The sequence below is a fragment of the Paraburkholderia sp. GAS41 genome, from assembly GCF_050436545.1.
Lineage (GTDB): Bacteria > Pseudomonadota > Gammaproteobacteria > Burkholderiales > Burkholderiaceae > Paraburkholderia.
In genome coordinates, this window is the sequence record NZ_JBNDMK010000004.1 from 110,310 (window position 1) to 124,705 (window position 14,396).

The 14,396-nt window shown below is 64.7% G+C and carries 17 protein-coding genes; 5 read left to right on the top strand and 12 right to left on the bottom strand.

All coding sequences use genetic code 11. The annotated features are described in order from the left end of the window. Positions 1-56 precede the first annotated feature (56 nt). A complete protein-coding gene (locus tag P3T43_RS08530) occupies positions 57-887 on the top strand; it encodes an NRDE family protein (protein WP_429280604.1) in 831 nt (276 codons plus the stop codon). A gap of 45 nt (positions 888-932) precedes the next feature. On the opposite strand, the gene P3T43_RS08535 is transcribed toward P3T43_RS08530, so the two are convergent. The 7 genes from P3T43_RS08535 to P3T43_RS08565 all read right to left on the bottom strand — a co-directional run bounded on the left by P3T43_RS08535 (position 933) and on the right by P3T43_RS08565 (position 6,503). Further along, entirely contained in the window at positions 933-1,901 is a 969-nt protein-coding gene (locus P3T43_RS08535) for an alpha/beta hydrolase (RefSeq protein WP_429280605.1), read from the bottom strand. A 122-nt stretch (positions 1,902-2,023) separates the two neighbouring features. Next, complete coding sequence (locus P3T43_RS08540) at positions 2,024-2,890, bottom strand: SDR family oxidoreductase (RefSeq protein ID WP_429280606.1); 867 nt, start codon at positions 2,888-2,890, stop codon at positions 2,024-2,026. A 105-nt stretch (positions 2,891-2,995) separates the two neighbouring features. After that, on the bottom strand, positions 2,996-3,994 hold the full coding sequence (locus P3T43_RS08545) for an NADP-dependent oxidoreductase (RefSeq protein WP_429280607.1): 999 nt from the start codon (positions 3,992-3,994) through the stop codon (positions 2,996-2,998). 88 nt (positions 3,995-4,082) lie between these two features. Further along, positions 4,083-4,670, bottom strand: a complete 588-nt coding sequence (locus P3T43_RS08550) for a PaaI family thioesterase (protein WP_429280608.1) — start codon at positions 4,668-4,670, stop codon at positions 4,083-4,085. Between the two features lie 9 nt (positions 4,671-4,679). After that, positions 4,680-4,982: a Dabb family protein gene (locus P3T43_RS08555; RefSeq protein WP_429280609.1), complete on the bottom strand. Its 303-nt coding sequence runs from the start codon at positions 4,980-4,982 to the stop codon at positions 4,680-4,682. A gap of 86 nt (positions 4,983-5,068) precedes the next feature. After that, positions 5,069-5,377 (bottom strand): non-heme iron oxygenase ferredoxin subunit, encoded by a 309-nt coding sequence (locus P3T43_RS08560; protein ID WP_429280610.1) that lies wholly within the window; start codon positions 5,375-5,377, stop codon positions 5,069-5,071. Between the two features lie 46 nt (positions 5,378-5,423). Then, positions 5,424-6,503: a fatty acid desaturase family protein gene (locus tag P3T43_RS08565; protein WP_429280611.1), complete on the bottom strand. Its 1,080-nt coding sequence runs from the start codon at positions 6,501-6,503 to the stop codon at positions 5,424-5,426. A gap of 172 nt (positions 6,504-6,675) precedes the next feature. Between P3T43_RS08565 and P3T43_RS08570 the strand changes: the two genes are divergently transcribed. Continuing rightward, positions 6,676-7,734: a LacI family DNA-binding transcriptional regulator gene (locus P3T43_RS08570; RefSeq protein ID WP_429280612.1), complete on the top strand. Its 1,059-nt coding sequence runs from the start codon at positions 6,676-6,678 to the stop codon at positions 7,732-7,734. Between the two features lie 88 nt (positions 7,735-7,822). Beyond that, complete coding sequence (locus tag P3T43_RS08575; RefSeq protein WP_429280613.1) at positions 7,823-8,299, top strand: GNAT family N-acetyltransferase; 477 nt, start codon at positions 7,823-7,825, stop codon at positions 8,297-8,299. Between the two features lie 54 nt (positions 8,300-8,353). Here the strand turns inward: P3T43_RS08575 and P3T43_RS08580 are convergent, their stop codons facing one another. The 4 genes from P3T43_RS08580 to P3T43_RS08595 form a co-directional block, all read right to left on the bottom strand. Continuing rightward, positions 8,354-9,151, bottom strand: coding sequence for a BPSS1780 family membrane protein (locus P3T43_RS08580; RefSeq protein ID WP_429280614.1), 798 nt, complete (start codon positions 9,149-9,151; stop codon positions 8,354-8,356). Positions 9,152-9,245: 94 nt separating this feature from the next. Beyond that, complete coding sequence (locus tag P3T43_RS08585; protein WP_429280615.1) at positions 9,246-10,430, bottom strand: DUF1700 domain-containing protein; 1,185 nt, start codon at positions 10,428-10,430, stop codon at positions 9,246-9,248. Continuing rightward, positions 10,427-10,768 (bottom strand): PadR family transcriptional regulator, encoded by a 342-nt coding sequence (locus P3T43_RS08590; protein ID WP_429280616.1) that lies wholly within the window; start codon positions 10,766-10,768, stop codon positions 10,427-10,429. Before P3T43_RS08590 ends, P3T43_RS08585 begins: the two co-directional genes overlap by 4 nt. Before the next feature lie 196 nt (positions 10,769-10,964). Next, complete coding sequence (locus P3T43_RS08595; protein ID WP_429280617.1) at positions 10,965-11,834, bottom strand: LysR family transcriptional regulator; 870 nt, start codon at positions 11,832-11,834, stop codon at positions 10,965-10,967. A 100-nt stretch (positions 11,835-11,934) separates the two neighbouring features. Here P3T43_RS08595 and P3T43_RS08600 point away from each other — a divergent pair, with 100 nt between their 5' ends. Then, a complete protein-coding gene (locus tag P3T43_RS08600; protein WP_429280618.1) occupies positions 11,935-12,921 on the top strand; it encodes a zinc-dependent alcohol dehydrogenase family protein in 987 nt (328 codons plus the stop codon). Between the two features lie 119 nt (positions 12,922-13,040). Here the strand turns inward: P3T43_RS08600 and P3T43_RS08605 are convergent, their stop codons facing one another. After that, a complete protein-coding gene (locus tag P3T43_RS08605) occupies positions 13,041-13,631 on the bottom strand; it encodes a BPSL1445 family SYLF domain-containing lipoprotein (protein WP_429280619.1) in 591 nt (196 codons plus the stop codon). Between the two features lie 171 nt (positions 13,632-13,802). Here P3T43_RS08605 and P3T43_RS08610 point away from each other — a divergent pair, with 171 nt between their 5' ends. After that, a complete protein-coding gene (locus tag P3T43_RS08610; protein ID WP_429280620.1) occupies positions 13,803-14,309 on the top strand; it encodes an LEA type 2 family protein in 507 nt (168 codons plus the stop codon). Positions 14,310-14,396 lie beyond the last annotated feature (87 nt).

Here is a 14,396-nt window from a genome sequence, read left to right on the forward strand (position 1 = left end):
GTACCGCTGCACGGCCACATTGAACCTCCTTACCCCACCGCGGGAGACTCGCCCCGATGTGCCTGATCGTCTTCGACTGGCGGCCCGATGCGCTCGATGGACCGCTCTTTACGCTTGCCGCCAATCGCGACGAGTTTCTGCGCCGTACGGCCGAGCCCATGCACTGGTGGCTGCAAGCGCCGGGTGTGCTGGCTGGACGTGATCTGGTGGGCGGCGGCACGTGGCTCGGCATGACCCGCGACGGCCGGTTCGCAGCCTTGACGAACTACCGGGCGCCGCACGAAATGCGCCCTGATGCCCCCACCCGCGGGACGCTCGTCAGCAACTGGCTGCTGGGCGAACCGTCCGCGCAGCGCGCGCCGCTCGATTACCTGCACGAGGTCGCCCAGGACGGCGAGATCTATAACGGTTTTAACCTGCTGGTGGGTGACTGGTCGCGGCGCGAGCTCGGCTGGTATTGCAACCGCTCGACGGCGGGCCCCGCCTTGCTCGCGGCCGGTACGCACGGCATCTCCAATGCGGTGCTCGACACACCATGGCCCAAGCTCGTGCGCAAGCGTGCCGAGTTAGGTGCGCTCGTCGGCGCGGATCCCCTCGTGCCGCTCGAGCGACTCATCGATCTGATGCGCGATCCGCGCCTCGCCCGCGACGACGAGTTGCCGTCGACCGGGATTCCGCTCGAACGCGAACGGGCGCTATCGGCGGCGTTTATTGAGTCGCCGGAGTATGGCACGCGCGGCACGACCGCATTGAGGGTCGTGGCGAACTGCAAGCATGGCGAGCATCTCAGCGCTGCCGTCGCCGAACGCAGCGACGACAACGGCTCGCATCGGGTAGTCCGTCCTGGTGATTTCGAGCGAAGTTTCGCGTTCAATATCGAACGCTGAGGCGGGCTTCGTTTTTGGCTTCGTCTTTGGCTTTGGTTTCGATGCTCAATCCGGGTCGAGCCCGAAAGCCACGCGCAACGCGCCGGCTGCGTCGGCATGCGCTTGCGCCACATCGGCAACGAAGCCGCCCATTTTGAAAAACTCGTGGATCATGCCGGCGTAACGCTTGAGCGTGACGTCGTTGCCGGCCGCACGCAGCTTCTCTGCGTAAGCGACGCCTTCGTCGCTCAGCGGATCGTATTCCGCCGTCGCAATCCAGGCCGGCGCGAGACCACCGAAAGCGGGTGCACCACGCGTGCCGTCGAGCGGCGCAAAGCGCCAGTCGTCGCGCTCGCCGGCATCGTGAAGATACTGCTCGAAAAACCACTGGATCGTGGCCCCCGAGAGCAGATAGCCCTCGGCAAGCCTCGCGTGCGAACCGGTCTGCTGATTCGCGCTCGTGCCCGGGTAGATCAGCATTTGCAAGGCTAGTTTCGGCAGACCGGCATCGCGGGCCAACACCGCGCAGACCGTGGCGAGCGTGCCGCCCGCGCTATCGCCGCCGACGGCGATGCGTCCTGTGTCGATGCCATACAAGCCCGCATTGGCGTGCAGCCAGCTCAATGCATCGAACGCGTCATGCGCGGCAGTGGGGAACTTATGTTCGGGCGCGAGCCGATAGTCGACTGAGAGCACGACGCATCGCCCGTCGCGCGCGAACATCCGGCACAGCGCATCGTGCGTGTCGACGCTGCCGACAGTCAACCCGCCGCCGTGGTAATAGACGAGCGCAGGCGCGGGCTCGGCCCAACTCGCCTCGGACGGCTGATAAAGGCGGGCGCGGATCGTCGCGCCATCGCGCGTCGGCACGCTGAGATCTTCGACGGAAAACATCGGCGCGCCCGGAATCTCGAGAATCGGCGCGCTCATCTCGTACGCGGCGCGCGCCTGTTGCGCGGTGAGGGTGTGGTACGGCGGGCGGTTCGCCCGCGCGATCATGTCGAGCACCTGCTCGATCTTCGGATTCAGCGGCATCGTGCGTCGGGCGGCGCAGACGCGCCACGGAACAAGTGTGCGCCGTATGATGCCATGAAGCGGCTACGGCCCGCGCGCTGTGGCCCGCGTCGGCGAGGCGTTCAGCGATCACTCGGCGCCACTCATGCGCCCTTGACCTCCGGCTTGAGCGACAGCGGATCGGTCGGATTGCGCTGCTGCTCGATATCTTCGTGGCGCAGGTGCACGGTCGGCATGATCGCCGGGTGCGTGACGATGTAGAAGCGCCCTGCTTCAATCGCCGCGAACGTCAGCTCCGCGACATCCTGCGCGCTCAGCTTGCCCGACTGCACCGCCCGCTGCAATTGCTTGCCCGCGGCGAGTTGCGAGCGGGTCGGCGCCGCGTCGTTGCGCAAGGTGTCGGGACGCGCGCGTTCGGCATTGGCGATGCCGGTCGGCACGAACGCCGGGCACAGCAGCGAACATCCCACCTGTCCGCCGGTATTCTGCAGATCGTGGTAAAGCGTCTCCGTCAGCGAAACGACGGCGTGCTTGGAGGCGTTGTAGATGCCCATCGCCGGCGGCGACAAAAGCCCCGCCACCGAGGCGGTATTGACGATATGCGCCGGTTCGCTCTGCTGCAGCATGATCGGCGTGAACACGCGCACGCCGTGCGCGACGCCCATCACGTTGACACCGAACACCCACGTCCAGTCGTTGGCCGTGCTCTCCCACAGGAAGCCGCCCGCGCCCACGCCTGCGTTGTTGAACAGCAGATGGACCTTGCCGAATGCGTCGAGGGCCGCGAGGGCCAGCGCTTCAACCTGGCTGGCATCCGAAACGTCGGTCGGCACGCCGATCGCGTCGGCGCCAGCCGTGCGCAATGCCTCGACGGTCTGAGCGAGCGCGACATCGTCGACATCGGCCAGCACCAGCTTCATGCCGAGCGCCGCACCTTTTTCGGCGAACGCCCGCCCAAAGCCGCTCGCCGCGCCGGTGATGACCGCCACTTTGCCTTCGAACTGGAACATCGAGTGTCTCCGTTATTTATGGGTTGTGCGGGACGCACGCGTGCAGCGGCGCCGTCCCGGATACGACACGCGGCCAATCCGTTCTGACGGACCGGCCGGGCTGTCTCAGATCAGCCTGACCAGTTGCTTGCCGAAGTTCTTGCCTTTGAGCAGGCCGATGAACGCCTCCGGCGCCTGTTCGAGCCCCTGGGCGATGCTTTCGCGGAAGTGCAGCTTCTTTTGCGCGACGAGCATGCCGAGCTGCGTGAGCGCTTCGGGCCAGACTTCCGGATGCTCGCTGACGATGAAGCCTTGCACCAGCAAACGCTGCGTCAACAGGAGCGCCGGGTGTTTGAGCGGCAACGGTTGGCCGTCATAGCTGGCAATCATCCCGCACAATGCGATGCGGCCGAACGCGTTCATCCGCGCCAGCACCACGTCGAGCACCTCGCCGCCGACATTCTCGAAGTACCCGTCGACACCCTGCGGCGTCACGGCCTTGAGGTCCTGATACAGGTTGCCGGCCTTGTAGTCGACGCACGCATTGAAGCCGAGGTGCTCCACCACGTAACGGCACTTGTCCGCACCACCGGCAATGCCGACCGCCCGCGCACCAGCCTGCTTCGCCAGTTGCCCGACGACGCTGCCGACCGCCCCGCTCGCCGCGCTGACCACCACGGTCTCGCCGGCCTTCGGCGCGATGATCCTGTTCAGACCGTACCACCCGGTGACACCCGGCATGCCTACCGAGCCGAGATACGCGGAGAGCGGCACATGCGTGTCGTCGACCTTGCGTACACCGGTTCCGTCCGAGGTGCCGTATTCCTGCCAGCCGAACATCGCGACGACCTTGTCGCCCACGGCGAATTTCGGATGCTTCGATTCCACGACTTCGCCCACGGTCCCGCCGATCATCACTTCGTCGAGCGGCTGCGGCGCGGCGTACGACTTGCTGTCGTTCATGCGCCCGCGCATGTACGGATCGAGTGACAAGTAGTGATTGCGCACCCGAAACTCGCCTTGCGCGAGCGGCGCCAGCGGCGTTTCGACGAGCCTGAAATTATCCGGCGTGGCCGCGCCATCCGGACGGGACGCGAGAACGAGTTGGCGGTTGATCTGGGTCATGACGATCGTCTCCTGGATTTTGGGTGAAACCGGGCAAGCTTCGACCTGCACAGCGGGGCGCGCGAGCGGCGCGTCCCGCTGTTGCGTGTTAACCGTCGCTGGGACCGGGTTTGGCAGAGGGGTCGCTGCGTAGACGCTGATGCGTCACCTCGCGGCCCACGGCAAGACGCTTCATGTACTTGAACGTCCCGAGCGCCTTCGCAACAAAATGGCCTTCGCTATCGCGAATTTCGCCTTCGCAATAAGCCATTGTGGTTGAACGATGCAGCACGCGCGCGAAAGCGCGCAACTCGCCGCGCCCCGGTTGCATGAAGTTGACTTTCATTTCCACGGTAACGACCCCGACGCCGTCGCCCGCGAGACTGCGAGCGGCCATCGCCAGCGCGACATCGGCGAGCGTCATCGTCACGCCGCCGTGGGCAACCGCCCACGTGTTCATGTGATCAGGCGCAAGCGGCAGAATCACTTCGCTGACGCCGTCCGCAGCGGACACCAGTTGCACGCCGAGACGGTCGACGAAAGGACTTTCGAGTACAGCCTGGGCGTGGGAGCCGACGCCGGGCGTGGCCGAGGGTGCGGCGGGATGGGCGGATTCCGGCGCGCCGGCCGCCGGATGGCCGCCCCCCGGAGCGCCGGCCGCCGAGTGGACGCCCCCCACTTTCTGCGGATCAGTCATTGTCGTGGGTCAGACGACGTAATCGACGCAGTCGCGCGATTCACGCACGGCGCCGGCGAAACCCTTGAGCGCCAGGTGCACGGGATGAACCTGGTAGGCGTCGAGCGCCGCCTTGTCGGCGAAGTCGGACACCAGCACGACGTCGTAGGTGGATTCGAAACCCGGCTCGGCAAGGCCCACTTCGAGATGCAGGATGCCCGGGACGATACCGCGGCAGCCTTCGAGTTTTTCCTTGAGCTTCGCCGCGTTTTCCGCGCGGCTCGCGCCTTCTGCCGATTCCTTCAACTTCCACATCACAATATGTCGAATCATAGGGTTCCTGCGGTTCGCGCCAGTTAATTGGCTCAATACCTTACCCTACCTTGATCGCGCCGTCCAAAGTTACGGAAACCCGCTCGTCAAACCTCGATCAGGATCCGTCCGCCTTCGATCTTCGCCGCATACGTCTGCAGTTTTTCGCAGACGGGCGCACACAGCGGCCGGCCATCGCGAACGTCGAAACGGCCGTTATGTTTCGGACATTCGATCTCGTGTCCCATCACGAAGCCGTCGCTCAGATGGACGTGCTCGTGAGTGCAGAGACCGTCGCTCGCATAGACCTGGTCTTCCACCCGGTAGATCGCGAAGGTACGGCCCGCATGATCGAAGCGCATCACGTCTTCGTCCTCGATAGCGTCGAATGCGGCTGCATCGATCCATTGCGTCATGTTGGTCTCCAGAGTTTCTTTGAGGGGCGTGCCGGGTCGTGCGGGGTCAGGCCTGCGCGGTGCCGGGCACCGGCCGCACGACTGCATACGACGGATCGCGGGTCTGCCGCACCAGCGCCGGAATGATCTCCGCGTACGCGGCGAGGCTGCTGCGGTACGGCGGCGGCATGTCCGTCCTGACCGTCTCGTGCAAGCGCGGCAAGGCATGGAACGGCACCATCGGGAACATGTGATGCTCGACGTGGTAATTCATGTTCCAGTAGAGAAAGCGGAACAGCGGATTCATCATGATCGTGCGGCAGTTGCGGCGATGGTCGAGCACGTTCTCCGGCATGCCCGCATGCTGCGTGAGACCGAAATAGAGGTAGAGCCACGCGCCGTAAAGGCTCGGCAGTCCGATATACAACAACGGCAAGATCGAGTGCAGGCCGAGGCACGCCGCGATCACCAGCGCATAGACGAACAGACTGGCGCGCGCCTCGCGGATCACCTTCGGCCATTCGGATGCGGGAACGTAGGTCTCCTCTTCCGCGCCGACCCGGCCAAACGCCGCGCTGACCATCTTCGGCAGTTCGGATGCGACGTGTCTGATCGCGAACACGTTGAGCGCGAGTCCGAGCCAGTCGGTGGGCCGAGGCGCGGCGATTTCCCGGTCGCGCCCGACGACCAGCGTGTCCGTGTGATGGCGTGCATGGCTCCAGCGCCATACCGTTGCGCGGCGAAACACCTGGAATGACGCGATCTGGTAGAGCACGTCGTTCATCCAGCGCGTTTTGAAGGCCGTACCGTGCCCGGCTTCGTGCCAGCGCGAATCGGCGGGGCTGCAATACAGCGTGCCGTACAGCAGGAACGCCGGGATCGCCCACCACGAGTGCGCGTGCCACGCCAATCCGGCGAGTACCGCGCTCGCGAGGATCGCCGCGTACCAGAGCAGCGTATCGCGAAGCGCTGGCGTATCGCTGCGCTGCATCAACTGCTTCATCACCGGACGCGGCACCGGACACTTGTACCACTCGGCATTGACGAGGCCCGCCGCCCGCGCCCGTTCGCCCGCACCGCCGATCAGCCGGTAAGCGTCGCGCGCCGCGCTCGCCGGCGCCTGTGCTTCTGTCTGCGTATTCGCCACCTGTGTCTCCTGGTTCAGGTCGGCTCCGCCTCGTCCGGCGTGGAGCTCGCAAGATGAAAAATAGGCGGGCGGACGGCGTGCCTCAACGGGAAGATTGACGAAATTTCGCCACTCCTCTAGCGTAGCCATGGCGCTGCGATCCCGCACCGCCCCGTCGAGCCGGAGGCAAACCGTGTCCGAGGAAACCCCGCGGTGGCGTAAGCGCACGGCGCGCTTCGTCGAAATCGCGGAACTGGCCGGTGTCAGCACGACCACGGTCGACCGCGTGCTGAACGAACGCGGCAGCGTGTCGGCCAAGGCGCGTGAGCGGGTGGTCGCCGCCGCGCGGCAACTCGCTGTGCCGCGCGTCCTGCCCGACACCCTGCATGGGCTCGTCCATATCGACGTGCTGTTGCCCGCCAACGACCTGCCGTTCTTCAACCGCCTGCGCGAGGCGCTGCAGCGCTCCATGCAGATGCTCGACCGGCGTGTCGTCGTGCACCGGGTGCTGCTGTCCGCCGCCGACGAGGCGCGCCTGCCGCAGACGCTCGGCCGCCCCCGCTACCGGCGCGCGGCGTTGATCGTCACGGCACAGGACACCCCCGACGTGCGCACCGCGCTCGCGGCGGCGATCGCACGCGGCGAAGTGGTGGCGACCATGGTCACCGATATCGGCGGCATCGAGCGGCTGCATTACGCGGGTATCGACAACCTGCGTGCGGGGCGCACGGCCGGCTACTTTATCGGCCGTCTCGCACGGCATCCCGGGCGGGTGCTGCTATTGCCGGGCCGGCTCGACTATCGCGCGCATGTCGACCGCGTCGAAGGGTGCCGCGCGCAACTTAGCGAAAACTTCGGCCATCTGACGTGCGAAATCTCATCCATGGAATCGCTCGATCAGGACGACCGCTGCTATCGCGTCGTAAGCGCAGCACTCAAACGCGGCACGCTGGCCGGCATCTATAGCACCGGTTACGGCTCGGCCGGCATCGAGGCCGCCTTGCGTCAGGCGGGCCTCGCCGGACAGGTGACGTGGATCGGACATGAGATGCTCGACGTGCATCGTCAATACATCGAGGCCGGCATCATGGATATCGTCATCGATCAGGACCCGGACGGCCAGGTGATCTCAGCGTTGCAGCACGTGCTGCATGCCTGCGGGGTCGTCGAGGCCGCGCCCGCGAACGAGCCGGTCGAGTTCCGCGTATTCTGCTCCGCCAATGTCAGGCACAGCCCCTATCTGCGGCCCTGACGCGCGAGAAAAACGATAGTGGCGCGCACGCCCACCTTTGATAAGCTCTTGCCTGCCTGACCATTCGTTTACAAAAAATTCGTCATTCATGAATATCGCCATCGAAGATCCTGCCCAGCCCGACATCATTGCCTTGCTCGAGCATGGCGACGCGGAAGCCGCAAAACTTTATCCCGCCGAGAGTAACCACCTCCTGCCGCTCGATTCGCTGCGCGAACCCAGCGTGCTGTTTCACGTTGCCCGCGACGGATCGGGTGCGGCGCTGGCGACCGGTGCCGTGGTTTTGAAAGGCGATTGGGCGGAAATCAAACGGATGTGGGTGGAACCCGAAGCCCGCGGCCAGGGCCTCTCCAGGGCGATACTCGCGCGACTCGAACGCGAGGCGCGTGCACACGGCGTGCGCTGGCTGCGGCTTGAAACCGGGATCGACAGTCATTCGGCGCTCGGTCTCTACGGCCGCGCGGGCTTCGTCGTCCGCGAGCCGTTTGCGGATTACCGGCCCGATCCGCTGAGTGTCTTCATGGAGAAGGATCTGACTGCGCAGACGAACGCGTCGGCCTGGTAGCGGGCGCGAGGTATTCTTCAGTCCGGCAGAAAGCCTCGCCGCGCGGCCTCCCGCTCAGCGTCCGAGGAACACATCCCGGTAAGCGCCGTAGATCGACAGCAGCGGCACCGCGGTCAACAGCGGCGTCAGCACCAAAGCGCGCAGCGCCAGCGGCACCATTGGCGCGAACAGCACCGCCACCGTCATGGCGGCGAAGTACATCACGGTGACGGGCCAGTTGCGCGCGGCGCCGCTCAGGCTTGCCAGCATCGCGTCGTGCGGGGTCATGTCGTGCAGCATCACGAGTGCCGGAGCGAAGCAGGCGGAGGCAATCGCGACCGCAAAGATCGACGCGCCGAGCAGCGATTCGAGCGCGCCCCGCACGCCATGATCGCCGCCGTAACTGATCGACAGCCTATGCACGCCGCTCGCCGTCACCGAAGCGTCCAGCGAGACATGGAACGTCGCCAGCAGAATCACGTAGCCGACGGCCACGATTGCCGCGCCATACAGTCCGATCACGCATAGCGCGTTGCTGCGCCGCGCCAGTGCCGCGAACGCGTCACGCAGCGATACCGGTTCGCCCCTCGCGGCGCCGTCCTGAAGCACCATCAGCCCGCCCACGACGAGCGGCGCCAGCAGCACCGCCAGCGGACGCAACAGCGGCAGGAACACTAATGCCGTGGCGAAATCGGCGCAGATCAGCAACACGCTGAGCCACAACACCGGCTGAACGCCGGCGGCGCGCAAGCCGCACATCAGCCAGTCGGCAATACGCAGGGGATTGACTTCTCTTCCACCGGAAAAACGCAGTGCCGGTGCGCGATGGAGGCGCGCTCTGCTGGAAGCGATGCTTGGGTAATCGATGTTCATGACGATTTCCTCTTTCAAAGCAAAAAGTGTTTATCCGTACTACTAAGTGTCTGGATACCCGGCACTTCGAGGTCCGGGTATTACCTGCGCTTCTTCAGGACGTCTGCTGGCGGTCGAGACTTTCCGACACCACGTCGATCTGCCGTTTCACGTAGCGTGCCACGCGTCGCCACGTTATCCGTGTCAGCCAGATACACAACGCGAGACCCAGCAGACCGATGGGCAACATCACGATTGCGTAGGTGTATTCGCCTTCCGATGCCTTCACGCGGATCACGTCGTGACCGTCATTGATGGCGACGTTGCCGTTGCTGATGTCCACCGAGTCCTGGCCGCTCTTCGCCGTCAGATGACGGGTCTTGCCACGCGCGTCCTGCTCCAGCTTGACGTTGTCGCCGTCGTCGCTCGAGATGTCCCACACGCCCGATTTGGGGTCACTGGCGGATCGGACAAACGATACTTTCTCGTCGTCGTCTTTCAACTGCAGCGTGACTACGTCGTCGCGAGCGATGCTCCACGTGCCGTCCGCATCGTTGGTCAACAGGTGCCGCGCGGCATCGGACGAACTCTCGAAGCGGAGCTTGCCGCCGTTGTTGCGTATCTGGATCGCGCCGGCGCGCGTGACCACTTCCAGCCTGCTGTCGTCGCTCAGATTGAAAACGAAACGGTCGCCGACGATTTTCAGGCTCTTCAGGTTGGTCGGCGTTTCGTCGTCGCTATCGTCGTCGGCGTCGTCGGTGTCCTTCGTCGCGGAGGCGCCGCCAGGTGCCGTTTGCGCCGTCTGCGCCGTCTGCGCCGTTTGCGCCGTCTCGCTGGCGCTGCGGCTGGTGCTAGTGCTAGTGCTGAAGCTGAACGGCAGCGCATCTCGCGCGGTCTTGCCGAAGAAATGATGGCCGCTTAGTGCGATCACACCCACCAGTCCGGCAACCGTCAGTCCTGCCGACACCACGTAGCCGACCGTGAGCACGGCCAGATACAGTATGAACGGGATCAGCAGCAGGACGTTCAGCAGGCCGAGCGCGGAGATCGACATGATCACGCGAATCAGGTTGCCAAACGAACGGCGGTCTTGCCATTGACGGTAGTTCGCCTGCGCTTTCAGTTCGCGAGCGAGTTTGACCGGGTCGCCAAGCGCCGCGATGACATCTTCCTCGCGCCGTCCGGCGGCCAGCGCGTCGCCAATGTACTCGCGATAATCCGCAATGATTTCATCGACCGCCGGCTTGGGCAGACTGCCCAATTCCCGCCGCAGCGCTTCAATGAATACGTCCTGCTTCATGGGTTTTCCCCTGGGTTCATTTTTGTGGCGGGTTGTTCAAGTACGCCGTTCACTTCGTCCACGAAACTGCGCCATTCCTCTTCCATCTCCAGCAGACTGCTGCGGCCGTTGCCCGTCAGCGAGTAGTACTTGCGCGGCGGCCCGGAGTTCGACTCGACGAGGTAGGTCGACACCCATGCCTCGGCCTGCAGCCGGCGCATCAGCGGGTAGATCGTGCCCTCGCTGATTTCCATCGTCTCGGCGAGGGTCGATACAAGCTCGTAGGCGTAACTGTCCCCGCGAGCCAGGACGGCCAGCACGCACATATCGAGCGTTCCTTTTTTCAACTGCGTTTTCATCGGCTTTTACGGTTTGTAGTGTGCGTTGCAAGGTACCGTGCTATGCACTGTCACCGGACGGACTGATGGCCGCGATGACCATGACTGCAATGTAGCAGCCCCTACTGTTTTATGCAAGGTACCGTTCTATACATATCTCTGGAATTTGCCTGGAATGAGAATTGGCCTGAGGCTGGCGTTACGTGAGCCAGTCCCTTCAGCCGTCGCCGAGTGTCGCGATCGTCGCGTCGAGCAAGGCCCGTAAGCGCCCCACCCGGCGCAGATCGCGGTGGTAGCCGAGCCAGACGTCCCGACCCGGCGGCGCCTCGCCGAGATCGACGCGCCGCAGTCCGGGGGTCGAGTCGCCGAGCAGACACGGCAGCACCGCAAAGCCGCCGCCTTCCGCGCACATCCGCGCCTGCGCGCCGCGGTTGTTGCTGGCAAACGCGATCCGCGCATTCGGCAACATGCGTGTGACCCACGCCACGTCGGGCAGCGTTTCGAAGGCGCTGTTCATCGTGATCAGCGTGTGACCTTGCCCGTCGCCTGGCTGCGGCGCAACCAGATCGAGGCGTCCGTACAAGGCGTAGTCCATGTGCATCAGCTTGCGCTGGATGACATCGGTTTCGTCGAAAGGCGTGATGCGGAACAGCAGATCCGCTTCGAGGCGCGCGAGGTTGTAGCGGCGCGAATCCGTCACCAGTTCGATCGAGACGCCCCGATGCTGCTCGAGAAAGCGGGCGAACACCGGTGTCAACACGTGTATGCCGAACCAGTCCGATGACGACACGCGCAGCAGGCCCGTCAATTGCGCGTCCTTGCCGGCCAGCGCCCGCGTGAAGCCCAGCGCTTCCTCTTCCATGCGCTCGGCGTAGGCCAGCACTGACGTGCCCTCGTCGGTCAGGACGAAGCCGTCGCGGGTGCGCTGGAACAACGCGTGTCCAGTTGCCTCCTCGAGTGCGCGCAGGCGCCGGCCCATGGTCGGCTGGGTCTGGCCGGTTTGCCGCGCCGCCGCGCCCAGCGTGCCGGAACGGGCAATCGCGAGAAACACGCGCACATCACTCCAGTCCAGTTCGTGTCCATTCATTTTTGTTTGACTCGAATTCAATAACGTTGATTTACATGCCTTTTCGCATGAACGAGTATGGACCTGTTGCAATGTTCACTCAACCGGAAAGGAAATCGCCATGTCCATGCACGCCCTCGTCCTCAACCGTTACCACGGCCCGCTCGAACTGACCGAGCTGTCCCGCCCGCGTCCTGCGCAAGGTCAGGTGCTAATACGGATTGCGGCCAGCGGATTGAATCCGCTCGATACCAAGATTCGCGCCGGCAGCGCCGACCACGCGAAGCACCCGTTGCCGCTGGTGCTGGGGATCGACATGGCGGGCGTGGTCGAGGCGCTCGGCGATGGCGTGAGCGGATTCAAGGTGGGCGACGAGGTGTATGGGATGACCGGCGGCGTCGGCGGCATCCAGGGGTCGCTGGCCCAATACGCAGCCGTCGATGCGAACCTGCTTGCGCTAAAGCCGGCGAATCTGTCGATGCGTGAAGCCGCCGCCTTGCCGCTCGCCTTCATCACCGCGTATGCGGGCATCGTGGACCGGGCCCGGCTGCAGGCCGGGCAAACCGTCCTGGTTCAGGGCGGCGCGGGCGGCGTCGGCCATGTCGCCGTGCAACTGGCGCATGCGCTTGGCGCGCAAGTGTTCGCCACCGCGAGCACGCGCGATCTGGATTTCGTGGCGAGTCTGGGTGCGACACCGATCGATCGTCGGGCGCAAACCGTCGAGCAGTACGTGGCCTCGTCAACGGACGGCAAAGGTTTTCAGCTGGTGGTCGATACGGTGGGTGGCGCGACGCTCGATGCATCGTTTGCCGCGGTCAAACATTTCGGCCACGTGGTGAGCGCGTTGGGCTGGGGAACCCATGCCCTCGCCCCGCTCTCGTTCCGCGAGGCGAGCTATTCGGGCGTGTTCACGCTGTATCCGCTCCTGAGTGGCGAGCATCGCGCTCACCATGGATCCATGCTTCGCGAAGCCACACGGCTCGCGGAAGCAGGCAAGCTCAAACCGCGCCTCGATCCTCGCCGCTTCGATCTGGGTTCCGCCGAACTCGCCTACGAGGCCATCACTGGGGGCACGGCGCGCGGCAAAGTAGTGGTCGAGATCGACTGAGGCAGTCGATCCTGCCCGGAGCGCAACCGGCCGCGAGCGGCGGCGACCAGCGGTGACAAGCAGCGACCAGCGAACGGCCTGTGCCTCACGACAGGCTGGCCGCGCTGTGCGCGTCGCGCTCAGATCACCAGCCGTGAAACCTTGGTGCCTTCCAGCGAAATGCCAGCCATCAACCCCGCATTGGTCAGCACGAACGCGACCACCGGGCTCAAGGTCGTCGACGTATCCAGATTGCCGTTCGCGCCGATTTTCGCCAGCGCCACGGTGGCATCCGCGCCGGCTGCCCAGCCCTGGCTTTGCATGAAACGGTCGAGCGCGTCCTGGGTCAGGAAGGCGAAAATGATCGCCTTGGATTGCACGCCGATCTGCAGACCGAACGAACCGGCAACCGTGCTGTAGTAACCCGTCGTCTGCCCGTCGACGCGCAGTCCGCCCTGGCCGTACTGCCCACCGAACCAGAAACCCGCCGCAAACACCGAGGGAAACACCAGCACGCCGCGCGCTTTGGCAAGAATCTCCTGCGAACCCTGCACCGTACCCTGCAAGCGCGTGAGCGTCGAATCGATTCCGGCGTTGATGGTATTGCGCTGTTGCGTGTAGTCCTCGGCGGTCTCGCCTGAGCCGAGCGGCGTAGTGGTGCAGCCTGCCAGCGTGAGTCCGCTCGAGGCGAGCAACACACTGGTGCCGGTGATGAATTGACGTCGGTGCATCGTGGCTTTCCTATGAAGACAGGGTTGATCGATGGCTGTCACGAATCGCGTTAGTACGGCATTGAAGTCCGTTTTCGATCGCTCTGCAACTGTTTCATAGTGCTCGTGGATGGCGGGCGTGCCGGTAGAATGCCGCGTAAGCCCAACCCAGTTCGACACGAGGTGCCCGCTATGCCCTTACTTCGTCTGTTGCGGTCTGGCCGCTCTGCCCGCTTTCTCGCCCTCGGATTGCTCGCGATACTCACGCTAGGCGGCTGCGCCGGGTGGTTTGGGCACGATCCGTTGCGCGTGAGCGTAGCCGGCATCGAGCCGCTCGACAGTCAGGGAATGGAGATGCGTTTCAATGTGAAGCTGCGGATCCAGAATCCCAACGAAGACGCGCTGGATTTCGACGGTGTCTCGGTGGATCTGCAGTTGAACGGCAAGGCGTTTGCCAGCGGTGTCAGCGATCAGCGCGGCACGGTGCCCCGTTACGGCGAGACAATCGTGAGCGTGCCGCTGACGGTGCCTGCCTTTACCGTCCTGCGTCAGGCCTTCTCACTGGCCGGCAGCGATACGCCGCCGGGGCAGTATCCCTACGTCCTGCGCGGACGGTTGGCGGGCGGCCTGACGGGCGGCGCGCGCTTCCTCGATCAAGGCGTGTTGTCGCTGCCCGGACTCGGGCTAGCGGGACAGTGAAGCGTGCCGCAGCCGCGCTAACGTAACCGGTGCCGGCGGCACCCGCGAAAGCTGCGCGTCGCCGGACCCGGCAACGCGCACCCTCGC

Excerpts from the sequence above, each read along its gene's own strand:
- P3T43_RS08530 (WP_429280604.1), top strand. The coding sequence starts at position 57 with ATGTGCCTGATCGTCTTCGACTGGCGGCCCGATGCGCTCGATGGACCG.
- P3T43_RS08535 (WP_429280605.1), bottom strand. The coding sequence starts at position 1,901 with ATGCCGCTGAATCCGAAGATCGAGCAGGTGCTCGACATGATCGCGCGG.
- P3T43_RS08540 (WP_429280606.1), bottom strand. The coding sequence starts at position 2,890 with ATGTTCCAGTTCGAAGGCAAAGTGGCGGTCATCACCGGCGCGGCGAGC.
- P3T43_RS08545 (WP_429280607.1), bottom strand. The coding sequence starts at position 3,994 with ATGACCCAGATCAACCGCCAACTCGTTCTCGCGTCCCGTCCGGATGGC.
- P3T43_RS08550 (WP_429280608.1), bottom strand. The coding sequence starts at position 4,670 with ATGACTGATCCGCAGAAAGTGGGGGGCGTCCACTCGGCGGCCGGCGCT.
- P3T43_RS08555 (WP_429280609.1), bottom strand. The coding sequence starts at position 4,982 with ATGATTCGACATATTGTGATGTGGAAGTTGAAGGAATCGGCAGAAGGC.
- P3T43_RS08560 (WP_429280610.1), bottom strand. The coding sequence starts at position 5,377 with ATGACGCAATGGATCGATGCAGCCGCATTCGACGCTATCGAGGACGAA.
- P3T43_RS08575 (WP_429280613.1), top strand. The coding sequence starts at position 7,823 with ATGAATATCGCCATCGAAGATCCTGCCCAGCCCGACATCATTGCCTTG.
- P3T43_RS08580 (WP_429280614.1), bottom strand. The coding sequence starts at position 9,151 with ATGAACATCGATTACCCAAGCATCGCTTCCAGCAGAGCGCGCCTCCAT.
- P3T43_RS08585 (WP_429280615.1), bottom strand. The coding sequence starts at position 10,430 with ATGAAGCAGGACGTATTCATTGAAGCGCTGCGGCGGGAATTGGGCAGT.
- P3T43_RS08590 (WP_429280616.1), bottom strand. The coding sequence starts at position 10,768 with ATGAAAACGCAGTTGAAAAAAGGAACGCTCGATATGTGCGTGCTGGCC.
- P3T43_RS08595 (WP_429280617.1), bottom strand. The coding sequence starts at position 11,834 with ATGAATGGACACGAACTGGACTGGAGTGATGTGCGCGTGTTTCTCGCG.
- P3T43_RS08600 (WP_429280618.1), top strand. The coding sequence starts at position 11,935 with ATGTCCATGCACGCCCTCGTCCTCAACCGTTACCACGGCCCGCTCGAA.
- P3T43_RS08605 (WP_429280619.1), bottom strand. The coding sequence starts at position 13,631 with ATGCACCGACGTCAATTCATCACCGGCACCAGTGTGTTGCTCGCCTCG.
- P3T43_RS08610 (WP_429280620.1), top strand. The coding sequence starts at position 13,803 with ATGCCCTTACTTCGTCTGTTGCGGTCTGGCCGCTCTGCCCGCTTTCTC.